Consider the following 16,268-nt stretch of genomic DNA (forward strand, 5'->3'; position numbering starts at 1 on the left):
CCCGCAGCCTCACATCGAGGCCGCGGGTCACCCGAGCCCAGAACAGGGCACCCACAAGGGGCATTAGGAGCTGCTCTCCGAAGGCCGATCTCTGGACCATGAGCCGAACTCAGCGGATTACCTTCCGACCCGACAGGCGCAACACCTGGCCCCACTTCAAACACCCCGGCGAGGTGGGCGGCCGCCCCCAGGACTGCCAGTTCTGCGGGTCTCCCCGGGTGTTCCGTGCCAGCGACGTGCGCATCTGCGCATCGTGCGGCTACCACCAAAAGCCGTCGGATGTATGCCTGGTTTGCGGATGCGGACTCAACAAGCTGAGCCAAGAGATGAAGCTGGGACTGTGCACGGAATGCCGGATCACTGAGGAGGAGAAGGAGCGCCAAGCCGAACGGGATAGCTAACTGGCCTTACATCCGGCCCCGCCGAGTCCCCTAGGTTCTGTCGTCAAATGTCACGCCCATATCAGGAGCGATGCCAAGGTGACGGCTGCTTCGTAGGACCGGGCGGTCTTGTCGTAGCGGGTGGCGATACCGCGCCACTGCTTGAGGCGGTTGAAGCACCGTTCCACGACGTTGCGGTGCTTGTAGACCTCACGGTCGAAGGCCGGCGGGCGGCCTCCACGGCTGCCTCGCCGGGCCCGGTTGGCGACCTGGTCGGCCCGCTCGGGAATCGTGTGCATGCCCTTGCGGCGGAGCCAGGTGCGGATCACCTTCGAGCTGTAGTCCTTGTCGCCCAGGACGTGATCGGGTCGGGGTGCGGGGCCGCCCCGGTCCGATCCGGGGCACCCGGACCGCTTCCATCACGGCGGTGAACCGGGTGCAGTCGTTGATGTTGCCACCGGTGACGACGAAGCCGAGCGGACGGCCCCTGCCGTCACAGGTCAGGTGAATCTTGCTGGTCAGCCCGCCTCGGGAACGGCCAAGGGCCGGGTCGCAGAGCCCCCTTTTCGAGCTCCGGCCGCATGCTGGTGGGCCCGGACGACCGTGGAATCGACCGATACCAGCCACTGGTTGTCGCCCGCCGCGTCCGCCTTCGCCTGCGCAGTCCGCAGCATCCGGTCGAACGTCCCGTCCGCCGCCCACCTGCGAGAACGCGTATGCAGCGTGGCCCCAGGGACCGTAACGCCCGGGCACGTCCCGCCAGGCCGTCCCGGTCCGGAACTTCCACACGATCCCGTTCAGGATCCTGCGGTCATCCAGCCGCTTACGCCCCCGCAATGACTCGGGCAGCAGCGGCCGGACGAACTCCCACTCAGCATCGGACAGTTCATGACGACGTATCACAACACCATGATCCGCCAGCGGTGATCATTTGAAGACACTGCCTAGGCCGTATTGGCGCTGTTGGAGCCTGGCCGTCGACAAGGCCGAACAGCAGGCCCTGGCAGAGCTGGCCGCAGGGTGCGGGCAGGAGACGGCGGAGTACGAGCCCGCCCGGCTGACCAATGCGTCTTCGCCCCGGTGCCGGGGCGGACACCCCGCATGACTGCCTGGCGAATCCGTCCTTAGGCGCCGCGCTACTTGAGCGGGCCATGCGGAACATTCACCGTCGGGCGCCAGGGGGACGTCGGAGTGCCGTCCGGATCCATACCGTGCGGCCATCGCGCGCGGAGCATCGAGGCCCACGCCGTGTCTTCGTAATTGAGAGAGGCACCGCCGTAGTCGGCAGCTCGCCCAGCTAGGAGTGTCGCGTTCGCCCGGTCCCCGGCGACTTCCCGTATCTCCGCCAGGCGGCGCAGGGCGATGGTGTCACCGTGGTCGGCGGCCTGCTGGGCCAGGATTTCCGCGCTCACCCGGTCCCCGGATTCCTCCCGCATCACCGCCAGCTGGCACAGGGCGATGGTGTCACCGCGGTCAGCGGCCTGCTGGCTCAGGGCTTCGGCACCGTCCCGGTCACCGGCCTTCTCGCGCATCACCGCCAACTGACGTAAGGCATCAGTGTCGCCGTGGTCGGCAGCCTGCCGGGCCAGGGTTTCCGCGCTGGCTGGGTCCCCGGCAGACTCCCGCATCACCGCCAGCCGGCACAGGGCGATGGCGTCACCGTAGACGACGGTCTCCCGGGCCAGGGCTTCTGCGCCACTCCGGTCCCCGGCGAGTTCGCGCGTCACCGCCAGTTGGTGCAGGGCGTCGGTGTCACCGTGGTCGGCGGCCTGCTGGATCAGGGCTTCGGCACCGTCCCGGTCCCCAGCTTCCTCCCGCATCTCAGCCAACTGACGCAAGGCATCGCTGTCGCCGAGGCCAGCGGCCTGGCGAAGCAGAGCTGCGGCACCGTCCCAGTCCCCGGCGAGTTCGCGCGTCACCGCCAGTTCGTGCAGAACGTCGGTGTCACCGAGGTCGGCAGCCTGCTGAATCAGGGCGTCGGCACCCTCCCGGTCCTTAACTTTCTCCCGGATCACCGCCCACTGGCGCAAGGCACTGGTGTCGCCGAGGTTAGCGGCCTGGCCTAGCAGGGCTTCGGCACCGACCCGATCCCCGGCTTCCTCCCGGATCACCGCCCACTGGCGCAAGGCACTGGTGTCGCCGAGGTTAGCGGCCTGGCCTAGCAGGGCTTCGGCACCGACCCGATCCCCGGCTATCTCCCGCATACCCGCTAACTGGCGCAAGGCACTGGTGTCGCCGAGGCCAGCCGCCTCCCGTGCCAGAGTTTCGGCGCCGTCCGAGTCCCCGGCTCCCTCCCGCATCAACGCCACTTGGCGCAGGACATCGGTGTCGCCGTGGTCGGCAACCTGCCGGGCTAGGACTTCGGCGCCGTCCAGGTCCCCGGCCTCCGCTCGCAACACCGCTAGTAAGGCCAGGGCCACAGGGCTGCCGTTGGCGGCGGCTTGGTGGCGCAAGTGGTGAGCCCACTGCAGCCGCAGGCGCTTCTCAGCTTCATCGGCGACGCGGTTCAGGTCATCGGGGTGAGCGAGACGGGTGAGCGCGGCATGCCAGAAAGATGCGGGCGGGCACAGGTGACGACGACTGGTGCGGCCGTGTTGCTCGAGGTAGTCGGCGAGCCGGAACTGTGGTCCTCTCGCTGCCTCTGCGTCCGTGGTGCCGGCAGAGGCAGGGGCGGGCGGACGTCGCAAGGGGCGGGGGATGGTCTGTCGTAAGGGAGCCTGTTTGCCGTGGACAGGCTTGGCAAGTTCGGCGTATGCCTGTTCTGCCCAGTCGTCGGTGAGCAGGTCGTAGTCGCTCTGGCTGAGGTAGTCGGTGGCGGCAACGGTGAGGAAGGCCTGCGGGAGGTGCAGGCTGACTCCGAGGCGGCGCGCGTCCATCGCGGCCTGCAGCACTGCCTTGGCGGCCGGGCTGGCGTGTTGGTAGCGGTTGAGGAGTTCGGGAGCGCCGGCCAGGTCCTGGGTGATCCGGCCGTCGATCTGTGCACGGGTGAGTGCATCGGCCAGCAGCCAGTCGCCATCCTCGGCAAGGGCCTTGGCCGCAGCCAGAGCCGGGGCGTCGAAGGCATCAGGTACTGCCAGGAGGCGGCCGGCGAGTAATTCTCGTACTTGGCTGTGCAGATCCGGTTCGGTCGGTGTGGGCAGAGCCGTGTACTGGGTGGCGTACTCGGGCCAGAGCGTGCCCAGCACCAGCACGGGCCCGCGCTCGGGACTGATTAGCAGACGGTGCACGGCTGCCGCGATCTGTTCACCTACTGCCCGGTCGCCGAGGTAGTGCTGGGCCTCGTTCAACCACACCACCGTGCGCGGCCCGACTCGGTGCAACTGCTCCAGGGCGGCCTGCGCCCTGGTCGGGTCGAAGGGGTGCCACAACCGCCACCCTTGATTGGCAAGGGGTTGGACGGCCTCCCAGCACGCTCGTGTCTTGCCCGTCGAGGAGGAGCCCACCAGCACCATGATCCGGCTGCGGCCGGCCATGGCGTCCTCGACTGCTTTGTCCAGCACGCGGTCATGCTCGCGGCGCACATAGGCGGGCCAGGCCCGATCTGCAGTCATGCCTAAGCCCGCGGCCGCCGGGCCGGGTCTGGCCCGGTGGACCTCCAGATCATGCGGTGCCCACTCGCCAATGGGGCGGCCCGGCCCCTCTGACGCATTTGTACCCACTTGCTGCGCCGCAGTGCGCCGCAACGCCAGCATCTCTGCCAAGGGCAGCTGCAGTGCGCGTGCCAGCGCTGCCACCGTCTCTGCGGACGGCACGGGCTTTTGGGCAGAGAGCGCCTCGGAGACGGTGGTCCGTCCTAGGCCTGCCCGCTGGGCCAGCTGGGTCTGGTTCAACCGGGCCCGGGCCAGCCCGTCGGCCAGTCTCACGCGCAGCTCGGTGAGTTGCGGGCCATGACCGTTCTGCTCGTCCATGCACCTTCCCCGGGGCCCCGATGTGTTCGCCGGTGTTCATTCTCGTCCCGGCGAACCCCGGCGAACACCGGTTCCATGACCTTCGACCACGTCAACGCCCATCACTTATCGGGAGTCCTCGTGGCCGTCGTCCTTCTGACCACCGCGCTCGTGATCGTCGTCGCACTGCTGGCCGCCGCCGGCGCGGGCAAACTCGCCCGCCTGGATGGCGCTACGTACCCCGCTGCCCTCATCCGGGCCGCCACCACCTTCGCCGCGGTCCTCACTCTCGCCGCGACGGTGACCGCAGCCCTTACAGCACTGATCGCTTGAATCACCAGACGGAAGTTGTCCTACTCGTATGCAGCGGGCAGGCCGCTCCATAGGACGGGCTGGCGTGCCATCCCCCGGTAGGTGGGCGGCTCCGCGTCGGTGTGCACTCGGGTGCCGGACCCGGTTGTTGATGTAGTCCGGAGAGGGGTGCGCCTTGATCTCAATGGCGAGCGCATCCGGGGGGCCGGGGCCTGGACTGGAGCCTGCTCGCCCGCGGCGCCCAGAGTCCCGAGGGCCTGGCCGCACTGATGGACGGACCTGCTGGCGCTGGTGGCCGGCGGCCTGGATGTCTGCGGCCTGGCCGAGGCGGTCGGTGTTCGCCGCGGCCAGCAACGCCGACGCACGCCTGGTCACGGTCTTGGACAGGGACTACCCGGCGAACCTGAGGCTGATCACGCCGGCGAGGCGGGCGGCGGGGGCCAAGCGACCGCCGCCGTTGGCGAGGAGCTGCTCACCCCGGCGGGGGGGGCGGCGGAGCCTCGGGGCGTGCTGGGTCTTGGCGTGGGGCACGTCGTGCGCGGTGATGTTGAGCTCCCGTCCAGCAGTACCTGGTTGCTGGACGGGAGTGGCACGGGCCCCTCCATGGTTCTTGAGCACGAGGGGCCCCTGCGGCCTTCCAGACGGGAAGGTGTGACGCCAGGCGCGAGCGTCTCTTTCATGGTGCCCCTGCTCAGAAGGGTGGCCGTGCAATTGCAGGATGGCGATCAAAAACGCACGCTTCCCGACTCCTTTTGGCCCTGCTGTGACGGTAGTTGGCGAGACTCCTCCCTCTTGAGGAGTCCATCGAACGCATTTGTTCCGTGACTCCATGATCACGTTGAGTGCCGGCGGTGGCGCGCACCATGCTGTGCACACTTCCTTCCCCGGCGCTTGAGCACCGCCGGGGGAGGAGCCTTCCAGACCCCTCAACCTGAATTCAGGGAAGGTGCAATGCCCAGGAGAAAGCTGTGGACCCTCGCTGTCGTGGCGGCGGTCCTCGCGTGGAGCACAGTGATGACCGCGCTGGGGCAACTCGCCGCGGTCCTCGCGCTGCTGCCATCGCTCGGACTGCTTGTGCAGCAGCTCGCCGCCGTACACAGCTCCAGCACGGGAGCGGTCAGCGCCCCGGCGCCGGCCCGGCCGCAGGAGCCGCAGCCATGACGTCCTCACCCTCTTCCGACCCGCAGGACGAGCCGTCCACTACCGGTGACGCCCCCGACGCACCCTTGTCCTTAGCGCCCAGATCTTCGTTCAGGCCTGGACGGCGGGGCCGTCGCGCGGAGCCGATGTCGGAGACGATCGGCCCCAGCCATCAGGCGATGCTGGAGCGGCTGCGCCACCAGATATCCGTCAGCGGCGCCACCCTCGATGACCTGGCGCGGCGCTCCGGCTTCTCCAAGACCCGGATCTCCGCTCTCCTGCGGGGCATCGAGTACTACCCGAGCTGGGAGATCACCTACAGCGTGGTCCACGCCCTGGGCCTGCCGCCCTGGCCCCTGCGCCGTCTGTGGACCTCCGGTGCCTACGAAGCCGCCAAGCCCACCAGGTGGATCACACGAAGCATCCGGGCCGTCCAGCCCCTGGGGCCCGAGGAGCGGCCCGTGGAACACCGCGGCTTCATGGAGAAGATGGAGCACTACTACGTCGCCTACGCCCAGGCACTGCTGCACATCGAGCGGCCCGAACGCATCGTCGACGAGGCCTTCGACATCCTCTGGGCCGGCTGGGAGGAAGTGGCCGCCGGACCGAACCTCCCCCGCAAGGCCTGGCGGCTCGTACGCTCACGGGTGCTGCTCCGCGTCCGGCGGCACCCGGACGGGCGGCCCGACCTGCGGCCGGCCGCCTTCATGACGGTCGCGCAGAGCCGGATCGAGGAGCCGGTGGCCCGGTTCGTCGAGATCAGTGAAGTCGCCGCGTTCTTCGACGCCATCAGCCATCTTCCCCCCGACCAGTTCGATGTCATCGTCCTGCGCTACCTGTGCGAGTTCCCCGCTGAAGAAGTTCAGGAGGCCACCGGCCTGTCCCCGGCCCACATCCACACCCTCGACCACCACGCACGAGGAGCGCTGGAACAGCTCCTTCGTCCGACAGCCCGGGAGTGATCACCCCGATATGACCACCGTCGATGACCTCCTCGCCCGCGCCGCCCTCCTGAAGAACCCGCGTATCCCCGCGGACACCGTCCCCTACGTGGACACCCGTCCCCGACAGTTTCCCGCCCAACACCCCGGCGCCGACGACGTGGGCGACGACACGGCCGCCAGCCACCTGCACTCGCTCTGTGCCGTCGCCGTCACCCACGCCACCGCCCCCCAGCTCACCGACTTCATCACCGACCAGCTCCCCAGCCCCCGCGGGGCCTGGATCCTGGGCTGTCTGCTGCACCTCGCCGGCGCCCAGGACGGAGCCCGCTACTGGTGGCAGTACGCCGCCGGCGCAGGAGAGCGCGGCGCCAGCCACTGCCTGTCACTGCACCACCGGGCACAAGGTGATGAACACGCCGCGGGCTTCTGGCTCGACCAGGCCGCCGCCGGCACTGACGCAGGCGAAGACCACCAGGCCAGCACCGCCACGATCCTGCGCATCGTCGCCCAGATGACGGGCGACAGCGATCGCACGTACAGCGAAGCCGCTCTCGCCGTCATGTCCTACACCACCGCGGCCGTCACCGACGGATACCGTCGCCACCCCGACCTCGAGATCCCCGCCCCCGGCCCCTACTTCGCCGAAAAGCTGCAGATCCTCCTCGCCGCCCTCACCGACCGGCACGAAGAGCGTCCCGGCCCGCCCCCGCACCCTCTGCCCGCCAGACCGAGCGACGACGCCGCCCCCCGCCCCGAAACGCCGGAGCCCGACCACGTCCTGGTCCAGCTCGCGGCACCCGACGCCGAAAGCGCCTCCGACTTCCGCGAAACCGTCGCCCCCCGCACCTGGAGACGGATCCCCTCCGAACGCCCCCACAAGTCAGACCACCGAGAAGTGTTCATGCGGTTCCTCCTCGACGTCGGCGCGCTGGCCTAACCCTCACCCCTGCCGGTGGCGCCTGGCGCACGAGGCTCGTCAGCCGAGTGCTCGACCGCATCCAGCAGCCGGTCCAGTGCCCGGGCCGCAGAGACGAGTTGCGGGTGGCCGCCCCAGGCGTTGGCTCGGCCAATGGCGCGCTCGTCCAGGCCGGAGAGATGGGCGGCGTAGAACGCGCGGCCGGCTGGGGTGGCCTCGTAGAACTGACAGGCGTCGTCTCGCGACGCGCCGGCCCGGACCGGGATGATCAAAGCGGCCCGCAGCATGAGGTGTGCGTGCCGGTCGAGCGCGAACAGTGAGCCGAGATAGCGGGTGTCGTGACCTTCCACTGCCCCGCGCAGCAGCCCCAGCTCGTGCAGCGGCAGGTCCTCCACGATGTCCTCCTCGACGCCTCGTCAGTACCGGCTGGCCGCCCAGACGGCGGTGCGGGCTGCGGCTTCATCTACTCCGCAGGATCCTCCTCGGCGTGCCGCACCGCCACCTTCACGGCCTGCTCGACCTCGTGCCGCGGCTGGCCGGTGGCCTTGGCGTGCGCGGTGACGGCGGCCTGGAAGGCGGCTGCCGCCTCGTACCAGCTGCGCCACTGCGCCTGGTACTCCTCACCGGCAAGACCGGCGAGCTTCGCTCGTGCTTCCTCGGCGGAACGTTCCAGCTTGATCAGCTCATCGGAGATGTCTGCCACGGACATGGATCCTAAGCCGGGGTGTCGCCCTCCTGTTCGACGTGCTGGTCGTGTCCCGGCGTTGCCTGACACGGTCCGCCGGTACGACCTTTGCGCTCACCCGGGTGATGCTTCACCCGAACCACCCTCGGCTGCCGGCGGGCCCCGGTATCACCGGACCGTGATTACCACCTGTATGCGCGCGGCCCTGGCCGCAGCCTGTCTCGCCCTGCCCCTCACCGCAACGTCCCCGGCCTCGGCCGCCGATGCCGACCTGGTCGCGCTCCCGATGACGCTGAAGCAGGCGGTCGCCGCCCTGCCGACAGCCGCGGAGTCGCGGGAGGGATACGCACGCTCCCGGTTCAGGCACTGGATTGACGAGGACCGCGACGGGTGCAACACCCGCGAGGAGGTCCTCATCGCCGAGTCCCGTACCGCACCCACCATCGGCCCGGGCTGCAAGATCACCGGAGGCCAGTGGTACTCGTACTACGACGGCGAATCCCTCACCCAGCCCCGCGGCCTGGACATCGACCACATGGTGCCGCTCGCCGAGGCCTGGGACTCCGGCGCCAGCTCGTGGAGCGCCGGGCGCCGCAAGGCCTACGCCAACGACCTCGGCGACGAGCGGTCGCTGGTCGCGGTGACCGCGCGCAGCAACCGCTCGAAGTCGGATCAGGACCCGGCCCAGTGGCAGCCTCCGCTCGCCGATGCCCGCTGTACCTACACCACCCACTGGGTGGCGACCAAGCTCCGCTGGCACCTGACCGTCGACACGGCCGAGCGGAAGGCGCTGAAGGAGCTGGCCGCCGGGTGCGGGCAGGAGACGGTGGAATACGAACCCGCTGGCTGACTCGCGCGTCTCGGCCGCGAGCGCCGGGGCGGACATCCGCATGGCCACCGTGGCGGTCCGCCCCCTAGGCGCCGCGCTTCCTGGCGGTCGTCTTTCTCGCCGGAGCCTCCGTGGTGGTCGTCTTCTTGGCGGCCTGCTTCTTCGCGGTCTTCGGCTTCATCTCGTGCACGGTCGCGTCACCGCCTTCGCCTCGGCTCTCCTGGGCTCGCTGCACGGACTCCTCCAGAGCGGCCATCAGGTCGACCACCTTGCCCGCCGGCTCTTCCTCTTCATCAGCCGCCCGCGGGGGCCGCTTGCCGTCGGCCTTGGCGTGGATGACCTCCTCCAGGGCCTCGGTGTAGCGGTCGGTAGCCCACGCCTGGTCGGTAATGTCGTCGACGGTCATCGAGTCGATGAGCAGGACGGCCCGATCGATCTCGTCGTCTGTCAGGTCCATGGGCGCGGGGGCGATCGTCTCGGGTGAGCGGACTTCGTCGTCCCACTTCATGGCATGCAGCACGATCACGTCGTGCTGCACTCGCAGCAGACCGAGCCTTTCCCTCCCGTGCCACGCGAATTTCGCGATGGCTGCCTTGCTGCTGCGCTGGAGGGCCTTCCTGAGCAGTACGTAGGGCTTGGCGGCGACTTGGCCATCCCCTTGGAGGTAGTAGCCCTCTCCGATACGGACCGGGTCGATCGATTCGTAGGGGACGAACGCGGCGATCTCGATCGCCTTCGCGGTGGGGAGGGGCATGTCGTCCAGCTCGTGGTCGGCGATGGCGACCACGGTGTCCTTGCTGACCTCGTAGCCCTTGCCGATTTCCGCGGTCGTGACCTCGCGGTCTTCGATCTCGCAGATCTTGCGGGTGCGGACGCGGCCCATGTCCTCCAGATGGTACTGGTGGAAGCTGATGCTGTGGTTCTCGGTGGCGGGAAGAACCTTGATCGGAATCGTGACTAGGCCAAACGAAATCGCGCCGGACCAGACGGGGCGGGCGGGCATGGCGGTACCTCCATGGTCAGCCCCGAGACGACCAGCCTAGGAAGACCCGCCACCGCTCGCATGCCCGGCCGCGCCGCGGCTGTCTGCTGGTGCCGCGTCTTGGCCCGCAGGTGGGGTCGGCTTCCTCAGTCCAGTACGCCGAGCTGGGTGTCGGGCCGGCAGTGGATGCAGGCGGCAATGCCTTCGTGCAGTGCCTGGCGTGCTTGGTCGAGGGAGATGCCGCGGCTGCGTTTGCCCGCCATGTGGCACCCGCCGACATGTACGCACACCGGGGGTTTTCCCTGGCCGATGCCGAGCTGGATCAGCCAGTCCGGGGCCGGCGGGCGGGCCTGCTGCCCCCGGACCCGTTCGGCCTCTCGCCGCTCCTCATCCGCGATCCATGTGCGGGTGCGTGCCAGGTCCCGCTCCTGGACCCGTTCCAGGAAGCGGAGTACGTCGATACGGCGGATCTCGGTCATCGCGTGAGCCGGTAGGTCCTCCAGCTGCTGCTGTCGGCGCGCACGAGGGCGCCGGCCTGCTCCAGGCGGCGCAGCTGGTAGTGAACGGAGGAGGGGCTGGACAGGCCGATGGCGGCGCCGATCTCCCGCACGGTGGGAGCCTCACCGGTCTCCAGGATGCGGTCGCGGATGCAGGCCATCACCGAGCGCTGGCGGTCGGTGATGGTCCAGGAGCGGCGGCTCATGACGGCCCCTGGGCGCGTCGGCGCAGATCGGCCTGCTCGGTGCGCGGCACGTCCTGGACGAGGCGGCGGGAGAGGCCGATGAGGCGTCGTCGCAGGGCGGTGTTGTGGCGGGCGCGGGTGTGGGCGAGGGTCTGGTAGGTGCGGGTCCAGTCGCGCTGGGTCTGTACGAGGTCGGGGGAGTAGTTGTGGTGCACCATGCCGTCAGTAGAGCACGTGTTCGAATTATTGGGCCAGTCGTCACTAGTTCCGCAGCAGATGCGCGACGCGGGGCCCGTGCGCACTGGCGTCCTCCTGCGACAGGGCTCGTCGCCCGCACCGCCAGCCGGCCCAGGCCCCTAGTGAGCGCTCACCCCCAGGCCCAATACGACCTCGTCGTGCTCGGCCCTGTGGGCCAGTCGCGCGGTGTGCCCGCCGCGTCAGCTGTCGCCGGAATCTTCCTCGGCGTGGAGTCGTGCCTCGAGGTCGCTTGACCAGGACAGGGCCCAGGTGCGCAGGGCGGCCACCTGGCCGGAGTCCAGGCCGTACGCGGTGAAGTCCTCGTCGTCCCACCACTCGGCGCCGGCGAGACGGTCGCGCAGGTCGTGCAGGCTGAACTCGAAGCGGGCGTGACGGCGGCCGAGCACCTCCAGGTCGGCGGTGGTGCGGTGCCGGGAGGCAGCGTGGACGTCGATGAGGTCGCGGACGGCGCCGCGGTCGGCGAGTGCACGGACCTTAGTGCCGATCACGTCATCGAGAGCCAGGACGGGCCCGTGCTCGGTCGTCGTGGGCGGGGACCAGAAGGCTTCCTTGAGGATGTCGATCTCGCACTCCTCGCCCGTGGCGGGGTCGGCGGCGATGAGCCGGCCGGAGAGCGGGCTGGTCTCGATCTGCCGGACCCGCCAGCCCCGCTGGAGCAGGCCGTCACTGACGGTGCGGGCGATCTCGTCCATGGGTGCAGGGTTTTCGGTGGCGACGTCGAGATCCTGGCTGAGGCGGTCGACCAGGCCGTGGGCCTGGACGGCGTAGCCGCCGGTGATGACCAGGGGGTAGGGCGTGCCGATGGCCAGTACGTCGGCCAGGAGCCGGCGGTGCAGGTCGCTCAGGTTCACACGGCCGCCGTGGTACGGGCGCCAGTCGCGCCAGTCAGATCGGGGAAGGCGGCTTCCCACGAGTGGCGCGCCGGGCGGCTGATCAGGGTGCGCAGCACAGGCCATTGCGCGAGGAGGAGGTCCCGGTTGAGGAAGTCGATCAGGTCTTGGCGCTGGCCCTCGGCCAGGACGGTGCGGTACAGGCCCATCCGGGAGCGGGGCTGGTCCAGGGTGTAGGAGCGGCGGCCCGACCAGACCACGTGCAGCGGCAGATCCACCGTGCCGTGGGTGGGGCCGGCCAGGTCCTCCAGGCGAGCGGGGAGCCGCTTCGTGTACTGCTCGCACAGCACCTCGAAGGCGGCGTTCGGCACGGGGAAGGACACGGACAGCTCGGCCATGCCCCCAGTATCGCCCGCGGGCACCAGTGGGCACCACGGAGGCCGGCAGGAGAACTCATCGGCGACCTGCCCGGCGACCAGAGTCCAGCCGTCCTCTCTCTCAGGAGCTGGACAACCTGATCAGGCCGGGCGGCACCAGGCGCCGCGCGAGCAGTTGAAGACGCGCTCAGGGGGCTGACACAGGGCAGGAGACGACGGTGGGGGGCCACTGCCCGCGCATTCCGCTCTATGCCCCGGTATCTGCACGGTGGGCGCGTCTGGCAGATCACTGCCCCGGTGCCACTCCCGCAGGGAGGGGAGGTCGTATGCCTGGAGTGAGCATCTTGATTGAGACGGCAATCACGGCGTGTGGGGCCCATACACGTACCTTCCCGGCCACTTTCTCACCGGCATCGGGTGCGCAGGGCGCAACAGACAAGTTGAGAGAGGGACGTTCGCAGGATTCCGGCCGCCGCACCGCGATCTTGGCCAGGGGCCGGTTCCGCATCGTGTAGCACAGACGTTCGAGGGAATCGCGGCGCGGTCAGGGTCGGCGATGTGTCAGGTTGTGGGCCTCTCGTGACCACTGGGGTCTGCGAGACGTGTCTTCCTGTGGGGGGAAGCCTTGACGCAACGCACCATGGGTGCGCGTGTTTCGCGTGCCCGGAACAGAACCAGCCTCGCCACCGCCGCCGTATTGGCCACCGGCACCCTGACCCTCTCCCTGCTGCCGGCCACGGCCGCGGTGGCCGCCGATGAGCCGGGTTCGGCGTGGGGCAAGGACGCCCCGTCGTTCTCGATGCCCGCGGTGAAGGTCGGTTCGAACAAGCCCGTCGCGCCGAAAGCCGAACGCGCACCCTCGCGCACGGTGGCCGCCTGGCGGGCCCAGCAGAAGAAGCGCGCCGAGGGCAGTACGGCGCGCTCCCTCCAGGAGATCCCCGCCCATGTGCCCGAGGGCCAGGGTGATGTGCCGTGGCACAAGATCAGTGACTTCGCTGTCACGGACGCGCTGACGGCCCGGGTCAACTTCTCCACCGGCAACCTGATGCTGGCGGCCACCGACTTCTCCGTCGCCGGCGTCGGCCAGCAGCTGACCCTGGCGCGCACCTACAACTCGCTGGAAGCGCCATGGGGCAAGGTCTCCCAGCGCTGGTGGCAGCAGTACGAGCGCTACCTCCAGGTCCTCAGTGACGAGGTGGTCCTCTACGACGCCTCCGGTGACACCCTGCGGTTCAAGAAGGCCACCGACGGCTCCTTCACCACCCCCAAGGGCTACTCGAAAGAACTGAAGAAGAACGCCGACGGCACCTACACGCTCGCCAACTGGAAGTCGCACACCAAGGACAGCTACAACGAGCACGGCACGCTGACCAAGGTCACCGACAAGAACAAGGGCACCATCACCGTCACCCAGCACGACCAGGGCGACGAGCACAAGGGCTTCAAACTGACCGAGACCCGCTCGGGCCGCTGGATCGACCTGCTCAAGACCGACGCCTCCCAGTGGCAGGCCAAAGACAACTCCGGCCGCACCGCCGTCTTCGACCTCGACGCCGACGGCAACCTCCACAAGACCACCGACGCCGAGGGCAAAACCACCACCTTCGGCTACGACACCTCCAACCGCCTCACCAAAATCACCACCGCCGAAGGCCGCGTCACCGTCTTCACCTACGACGACGCCAACCGCGTCACCTCCATGCTGCGCGCCACGGAGCTCAACGGCACCGGCCACACCGGCCCCACCTGGACGTACAAGTACAGTGCTGCCTCGCCCACGGCGGCGGGCACGACGACCGTCACGGACCCTGAGCAGCACGTGACGAAGTACAAGCACGACGGTGACGGCCAGGTCACCGACGTCACCGACGCCCTGACCCGCAGCCGTTCCACCAAATTCGACGCGAACCACAACGTCGATACGGCCACCGACGCGATGGGCACCGGCACCACGCCCGGCAACGTGACCGACTACGGGTTCAACACGCGCAACAACCTGGAGAGCGTGCAGTCCCCGACCGGCGGCAAGGCGGTCGCCAGCTGGCAGACGATCGCCGGCGGGGATGTGCCCAAGGACTCCACCAACGCCGACGGTGAGAAGACCTCCTTCACCTACGACACGGCGGGCAACACCAAGTCGGTCGCGCAGACCGGCACGGGCGGCGGCAACGTCTCCTACACCTACAACCCTGCCTCCCCAAACTGCGGCGGCTTCGAGGGGCAGCGCTGCACGGCGGAAACGAAGATGACCGCGTCGAAGACGGTCAAGACGTCGTTCACCTACGACGGCAAGGGCAACCTGATCAAGGTCACGCCGCCCAAGCCGCTGGGCGAGACCACCTACACCTACGACAGCCTCGGGCGCACGGAAACCCTCACTGATGGCCGGGGCATCAAGAAGGTCTTCGTCTACGACAACCTCGACCGGGTCAAGACCGTCTCGACCACCAACGACACGGTCCGCTACTTCTACGACGGCGACGGCAACCTCGCCCAGCGCACCGACTCCACCGGCACCATCAAGTACGCCTTCGACCCGCTCCAGCGCGAGACCGTCCGCACGCTCCAGGACGGCTCCCAGACCCTGCTCGCCTACACCCCCGCGGGCAACGTCGACTTCTACCAGGACCCGGCCGGCAAGGTCGACTACACCTGGAACGAGGTCAACAAGCTCAAGGAGTTCAAGGACCCGCAGGGCCGGGTGACGACGTACAAGTACAACCGCAACGACGTGCGCACCGAGACCGCCTACCCCGGCGGCACCGTGCAGAGCCTCGAGGTCGACAACTCCGGCCGCCCCGAGAAGATCACGGCGAAGTCCGGCAAGGGCACCCTGGTCGACCTGGCCTACACCTACGGATATGGCACCGACGCCAAGACCGACGGCGACAAGATCCGCACCAAGACCGACAATGTCGCCGGCAGGAAGACCAAGTACACCTATGACGGTGCCGGTCGCTTCTCCTACGCGGCCGAGAGCGAGGGCTCCACGCTCAAGTCGGACTGGCAGTACTGCTACGACCTGGCGGGCAATCTCACCAGTCAGGGCAATGCCGAGGGCTGCCCGCGTGGTACGACGTACAGCATCAACGACGCCCAGCAGATCACCGAGAAGAACGGTTCGGCGACGAACTGGTCCTATGACCTCGAGGGCAACGAGACCGCCGGCGCCTCCACCCCGGAGGGCACCCGGACCGGCGAGAAGTGGTCGGACCACAGCCAGCTCACCTCGCTGACCGTCGCCGGCAAGACGTACGCGGGCCAGTACGGCTCCACCGACCAGAGCGAGCGCATCAAGCTCGGCGACACCTACTTCCACAACGGGCCCCTGGGGCTGTCGGCGACCTCAACTGCCGGTGTGGACACGGGCTTCAACCGTGAACCCGGGGGCACATTGAACTCCATGACCCGTGACGGGAAGACGTACTTCTACCTCACCGACGCGCTCGGCTCCGTCGTCGCGCTCGCCGACGAGGCCGGCACCAAGGTCAACACCTACAGCTACAGCCCGCGCGGCGTGGAGCGCTCGACGACCTCGGAGAAGATCAGCCAGCCTTACCGGTTCGCCGGCGGCTACCAGGACCCCACCGGTCTGTACCACTTCCAGGCCCGCTACTACGACCCCAACATCGGCCGCTTCAACAGCCCCGACCCCTCGGGTCAGGAGGAGAACCCCTACCTCTACGCCGAGGGCGACCCCGTCAACCGCATCGACCCAAGTGGTTTGTCGGCGCTGAGTGCCTTCGACGGAGTCGTCGGGAAACTTGAAAACGCGAAAGAGCTCTACAACATCGGAAAGGATCTTTTTTCCGGTGACGTAGTGGGCGCGGCCAGGGGTTCAGCGAGCCTCGCCGGGGGATTCGTGGTCGGAGCGATATGCGAAGCAGCCACAGGCCCGGAGAGTGGATTCCTTTCAACGGCGGGCTGCTTCGCCGCAGGAGCAAACACTTCTGCGCTTATCGAATCATCGTTGTCTTAGAGACTGCACATCGACCATGTGCGGCGGAAAAGGGTGTGAATGAACGCCGAAAGGACAGGCTCCCGCT

General features: G+C 68.6%; 15 protein-coding genes and 1 pseudogene. 6 read left to right on the plus strand and 10 right to left on the minus strand.

Going from position 1 to position 16,268, the window contains the following annotated elements:
• Nucleotides 1–451 precede the first annotated feature (451 nt).
• Nucleotides 452–1,280, minus strand: a pseudogene (locus tag ACZ516_RS33560) (IS5 family transposase).
• Nucleotides 1,281–1,516: 236 nt separating this feature from the next.
• Complete coding sequence (locus ACZ516_RS33565; RefSeq protein ID WP_469013527.1) at nucleotides 1,517–4,288, minus strand: helix-turn-helix domain-containing protein; 2,772 nt, start codon at nucleotides 4,286–4,288, stop codon at nucleotides 1,517–1,519.
• A 75-nt stretch (nucleotides 4,289–4,363) separates the two neighbouring features.
• Between ACZ516_RS33565 and ACZ516_RS33570 the strand changes: the two genes are divergently transcribed.
• The 4 genes from ACZ516_RS33570 (at nucleotide 4,364) to ACZ516_RS33585 (ending at nucleotide 7,600) form a co-directional block, all read left to right on the plus strand.
• A complete protein-coding gene (locus ACZ516_RS33570) occupies nucleotides 4,364–4,600 on the plus strand; it encodes a hypothetical protein (protein ID WP_469013528.1) in 237 nt (78 codons plus the stop codon).
• Between the two features lie 930 nt (nucleotides 4,601–5,530).
• Nucleotides 5,531–5,740, plus strand: coding sequence for a hypothetical protein (locus ACZ516_RS33575; RefSeq protein ID WP_451517575.1), 210 nt, complete (start codon nucleotides 5,531–5,533; stop codon nucleotides 5,738–5,740).
• A 125-nt stretch (nucleotides 5,741–5,865) separates the two neighbouring features.
• Nucleotides 5,866–6,681, plus strand: coding sequence for a sigma factor-like helix-turn-helix DNA-binding protein (locus ACZ516_RS33580; protein WP_361088035.1), 816 nt, complete (start codon nucleotides 5,866–5,868; stop codon nucleotides 6,679–6,681).
• Between the two features lie 10 nt (nucleotides 6,682–6,691).
• The gene (locus ACZ516_RS33585) at nucleotides 6,692–7,600 is read left to right on the plus strand and encodes a hypothetical protein (RefSeq protein WP_361088032.1); all 909 of its coding nucleotides are present in this window, start codon (nucleotides 6,692–6,694) and stop codon (nucleotides 7,598–7,600) included.
• Here ACZ516_RS33585 and ACZ516_RS33590 read toward each other — a convergent pair.
• On the minus strand, nucleotides 7,597–7,974 hold the full coding sequence (locus tag ACZ516_RS33590) for a hypothetical protein (protein WP_469013532.1): 378 nt from the start codon (nucleotides 7,972–7,974) through the stop codon (nucleotides 7,597–7,599). The genes ACZ516_RS33585 and ACZ516_RS33590 overlap by 4 nt on opposite strands.
• A gap of 68 nt (nucleotides 7,975–8,042) precedes the next feature.
• Nucleotides 8,043–8,282: a hypothetical protein gene (locus tag ACZ516_RS33595; protein ID WP_469013534.1), complete on the minus strand. Its 240-nt coding sequence runs from the start codon at nucleotides 8,280–8,282 to the stop codon at nucleotides 8,043–8,045.
• A 160-nt stretch (nucleotides 8,283–8,442) separates the two neighbouring features.
• Here ACZ516_RS33595 and ACZ516_RS33600 point away from each other — a divergent pair, with 160 nt between their 5' ends.
• Nucleotides 8,443–9,114 (plus strand): HNH endonuclease family protein, encoded by a 672-nt coding sequence (locus ACZ516_RS33600; protein ID WP_469013535.1) that lies wholly within the window; start codon nucleotides 8,443–8,445, stop codon nucleotides 9,112–9,114.
• Between the two features lie 64 nt (nucleotides 9,115–9,178).
• Here ACZ516_RS33600 and ku read toward each other — a convergent pair whose 3' ends face one another.
• From ku to ACZ516_RS33630, 6 genes are all read right to left on the minus strand, one after another.
• The gene (ku, locus tag ACZ516_RS33605) at nucleotides 9,179–10,096 is read right to left on the minus strand and encodes a non-homologous end joining protein Ku (protein WP_469013538.1); all 918 of its coding nucleotides are present in this window, start codon (nucleotides 10,094–10,096) and stop codon (nucleotides 9,179–9,181) included.
• A gap of 125 nt (nucleotides 10,097–10,221) precedes the next feature.
• Nucleotides 10,222–10,554: a DUF6233 domain-containing protein gene (locus ACZ516_RS33610; protein WP_358579860.1), complete on the minus strand. Its 333-nt coding sequence runs from the start codon at nucleotides 10,552–10,554 to the stop codon at nucleotides 10,222–10,224.
• A complete protein-coding gene (locus tag ACZ516_RS33615) occupies nucleotides 10,551–10,778 on the minus strand; it encodes a LexA family protein (RefSeq protein WP_469013541.1) in 228 nt (75 codons plus the stop codon). The genes ACZ516_RS33610 and ACZ516_RS33615 overlap by 4 nt, the downstream gene beginning before the upstream one ends.
• Nucleotides 10,775–10,975 (minus strand): hypothetical protein, encoded by a 201-nt coding sequence (locus ACZ516_RS33620; protein ID WP_469013544.1) that lies wholly within the window; start codon nucleotides 10,973–10,975, stop codon nucleotides 10,775–10,777. Before ACZ516_RS33620 ends, ACZ516_RS33615 begins: the two co-directional genes overlap by 4 nt.
• 219 nt (nucleotides 10,976–11,194) lie before the next feature.
• Nucleotides 11,195–11,866 carry a nucleotidyl transferase AbiEii/AbiGii toxin family protein gene (locus tag ACZ516_RS33625; RefSeq protein ID WP_469013547.1) on the minus strand — a complete coding sequence of 224 codons (672 nt, stop codon included), beginning with the start codon at nucleotides 11,864–11,866 and terminating at the stop codon, nucleotides 11,195–11,197.
• Nucleotides 11,863–12,243: a hypothetical protein gene (locus ACZ516_RS33630; protein ID WP_469013549.1), complete on the minus strand. Its 381-nt coding sequence runs from the start codon at nucleotides 12,241–12,243 to the stop codon at nucleotides 11,863–11,865. The genes ACZ516_RS33625 and ACZ516_RS33630 overlap by 4 nt, the downstream gene beginning before the upstream one ends.
• Nucleotides 12,244–12,862: 619 nt before the next feature.
• Here ACZ516_RS33630 and ACZ516_RS33635 point away from each other — a divergent pair.
• Nucleotides 12,863–16,201 carry an RHS repeat-associated core domain-containing protein gene (locus tag ACZ516_RS33635; RefSeq protein WP_469013552.1) on the plus strand — a complete coding sequence of 1,113 codons (3,339 nt, stop codon included), beginning with the start codon at nucleotides 12,863–12,865 and terminating at the stop codon, nucleotides 16,199–16,201.
• Nucleotides 16,202–16,268 lie beyond the last annotated feature (67 nt).

The organism is Streptomyces sp. NPDC034037 (assembly GCF_055575715.1).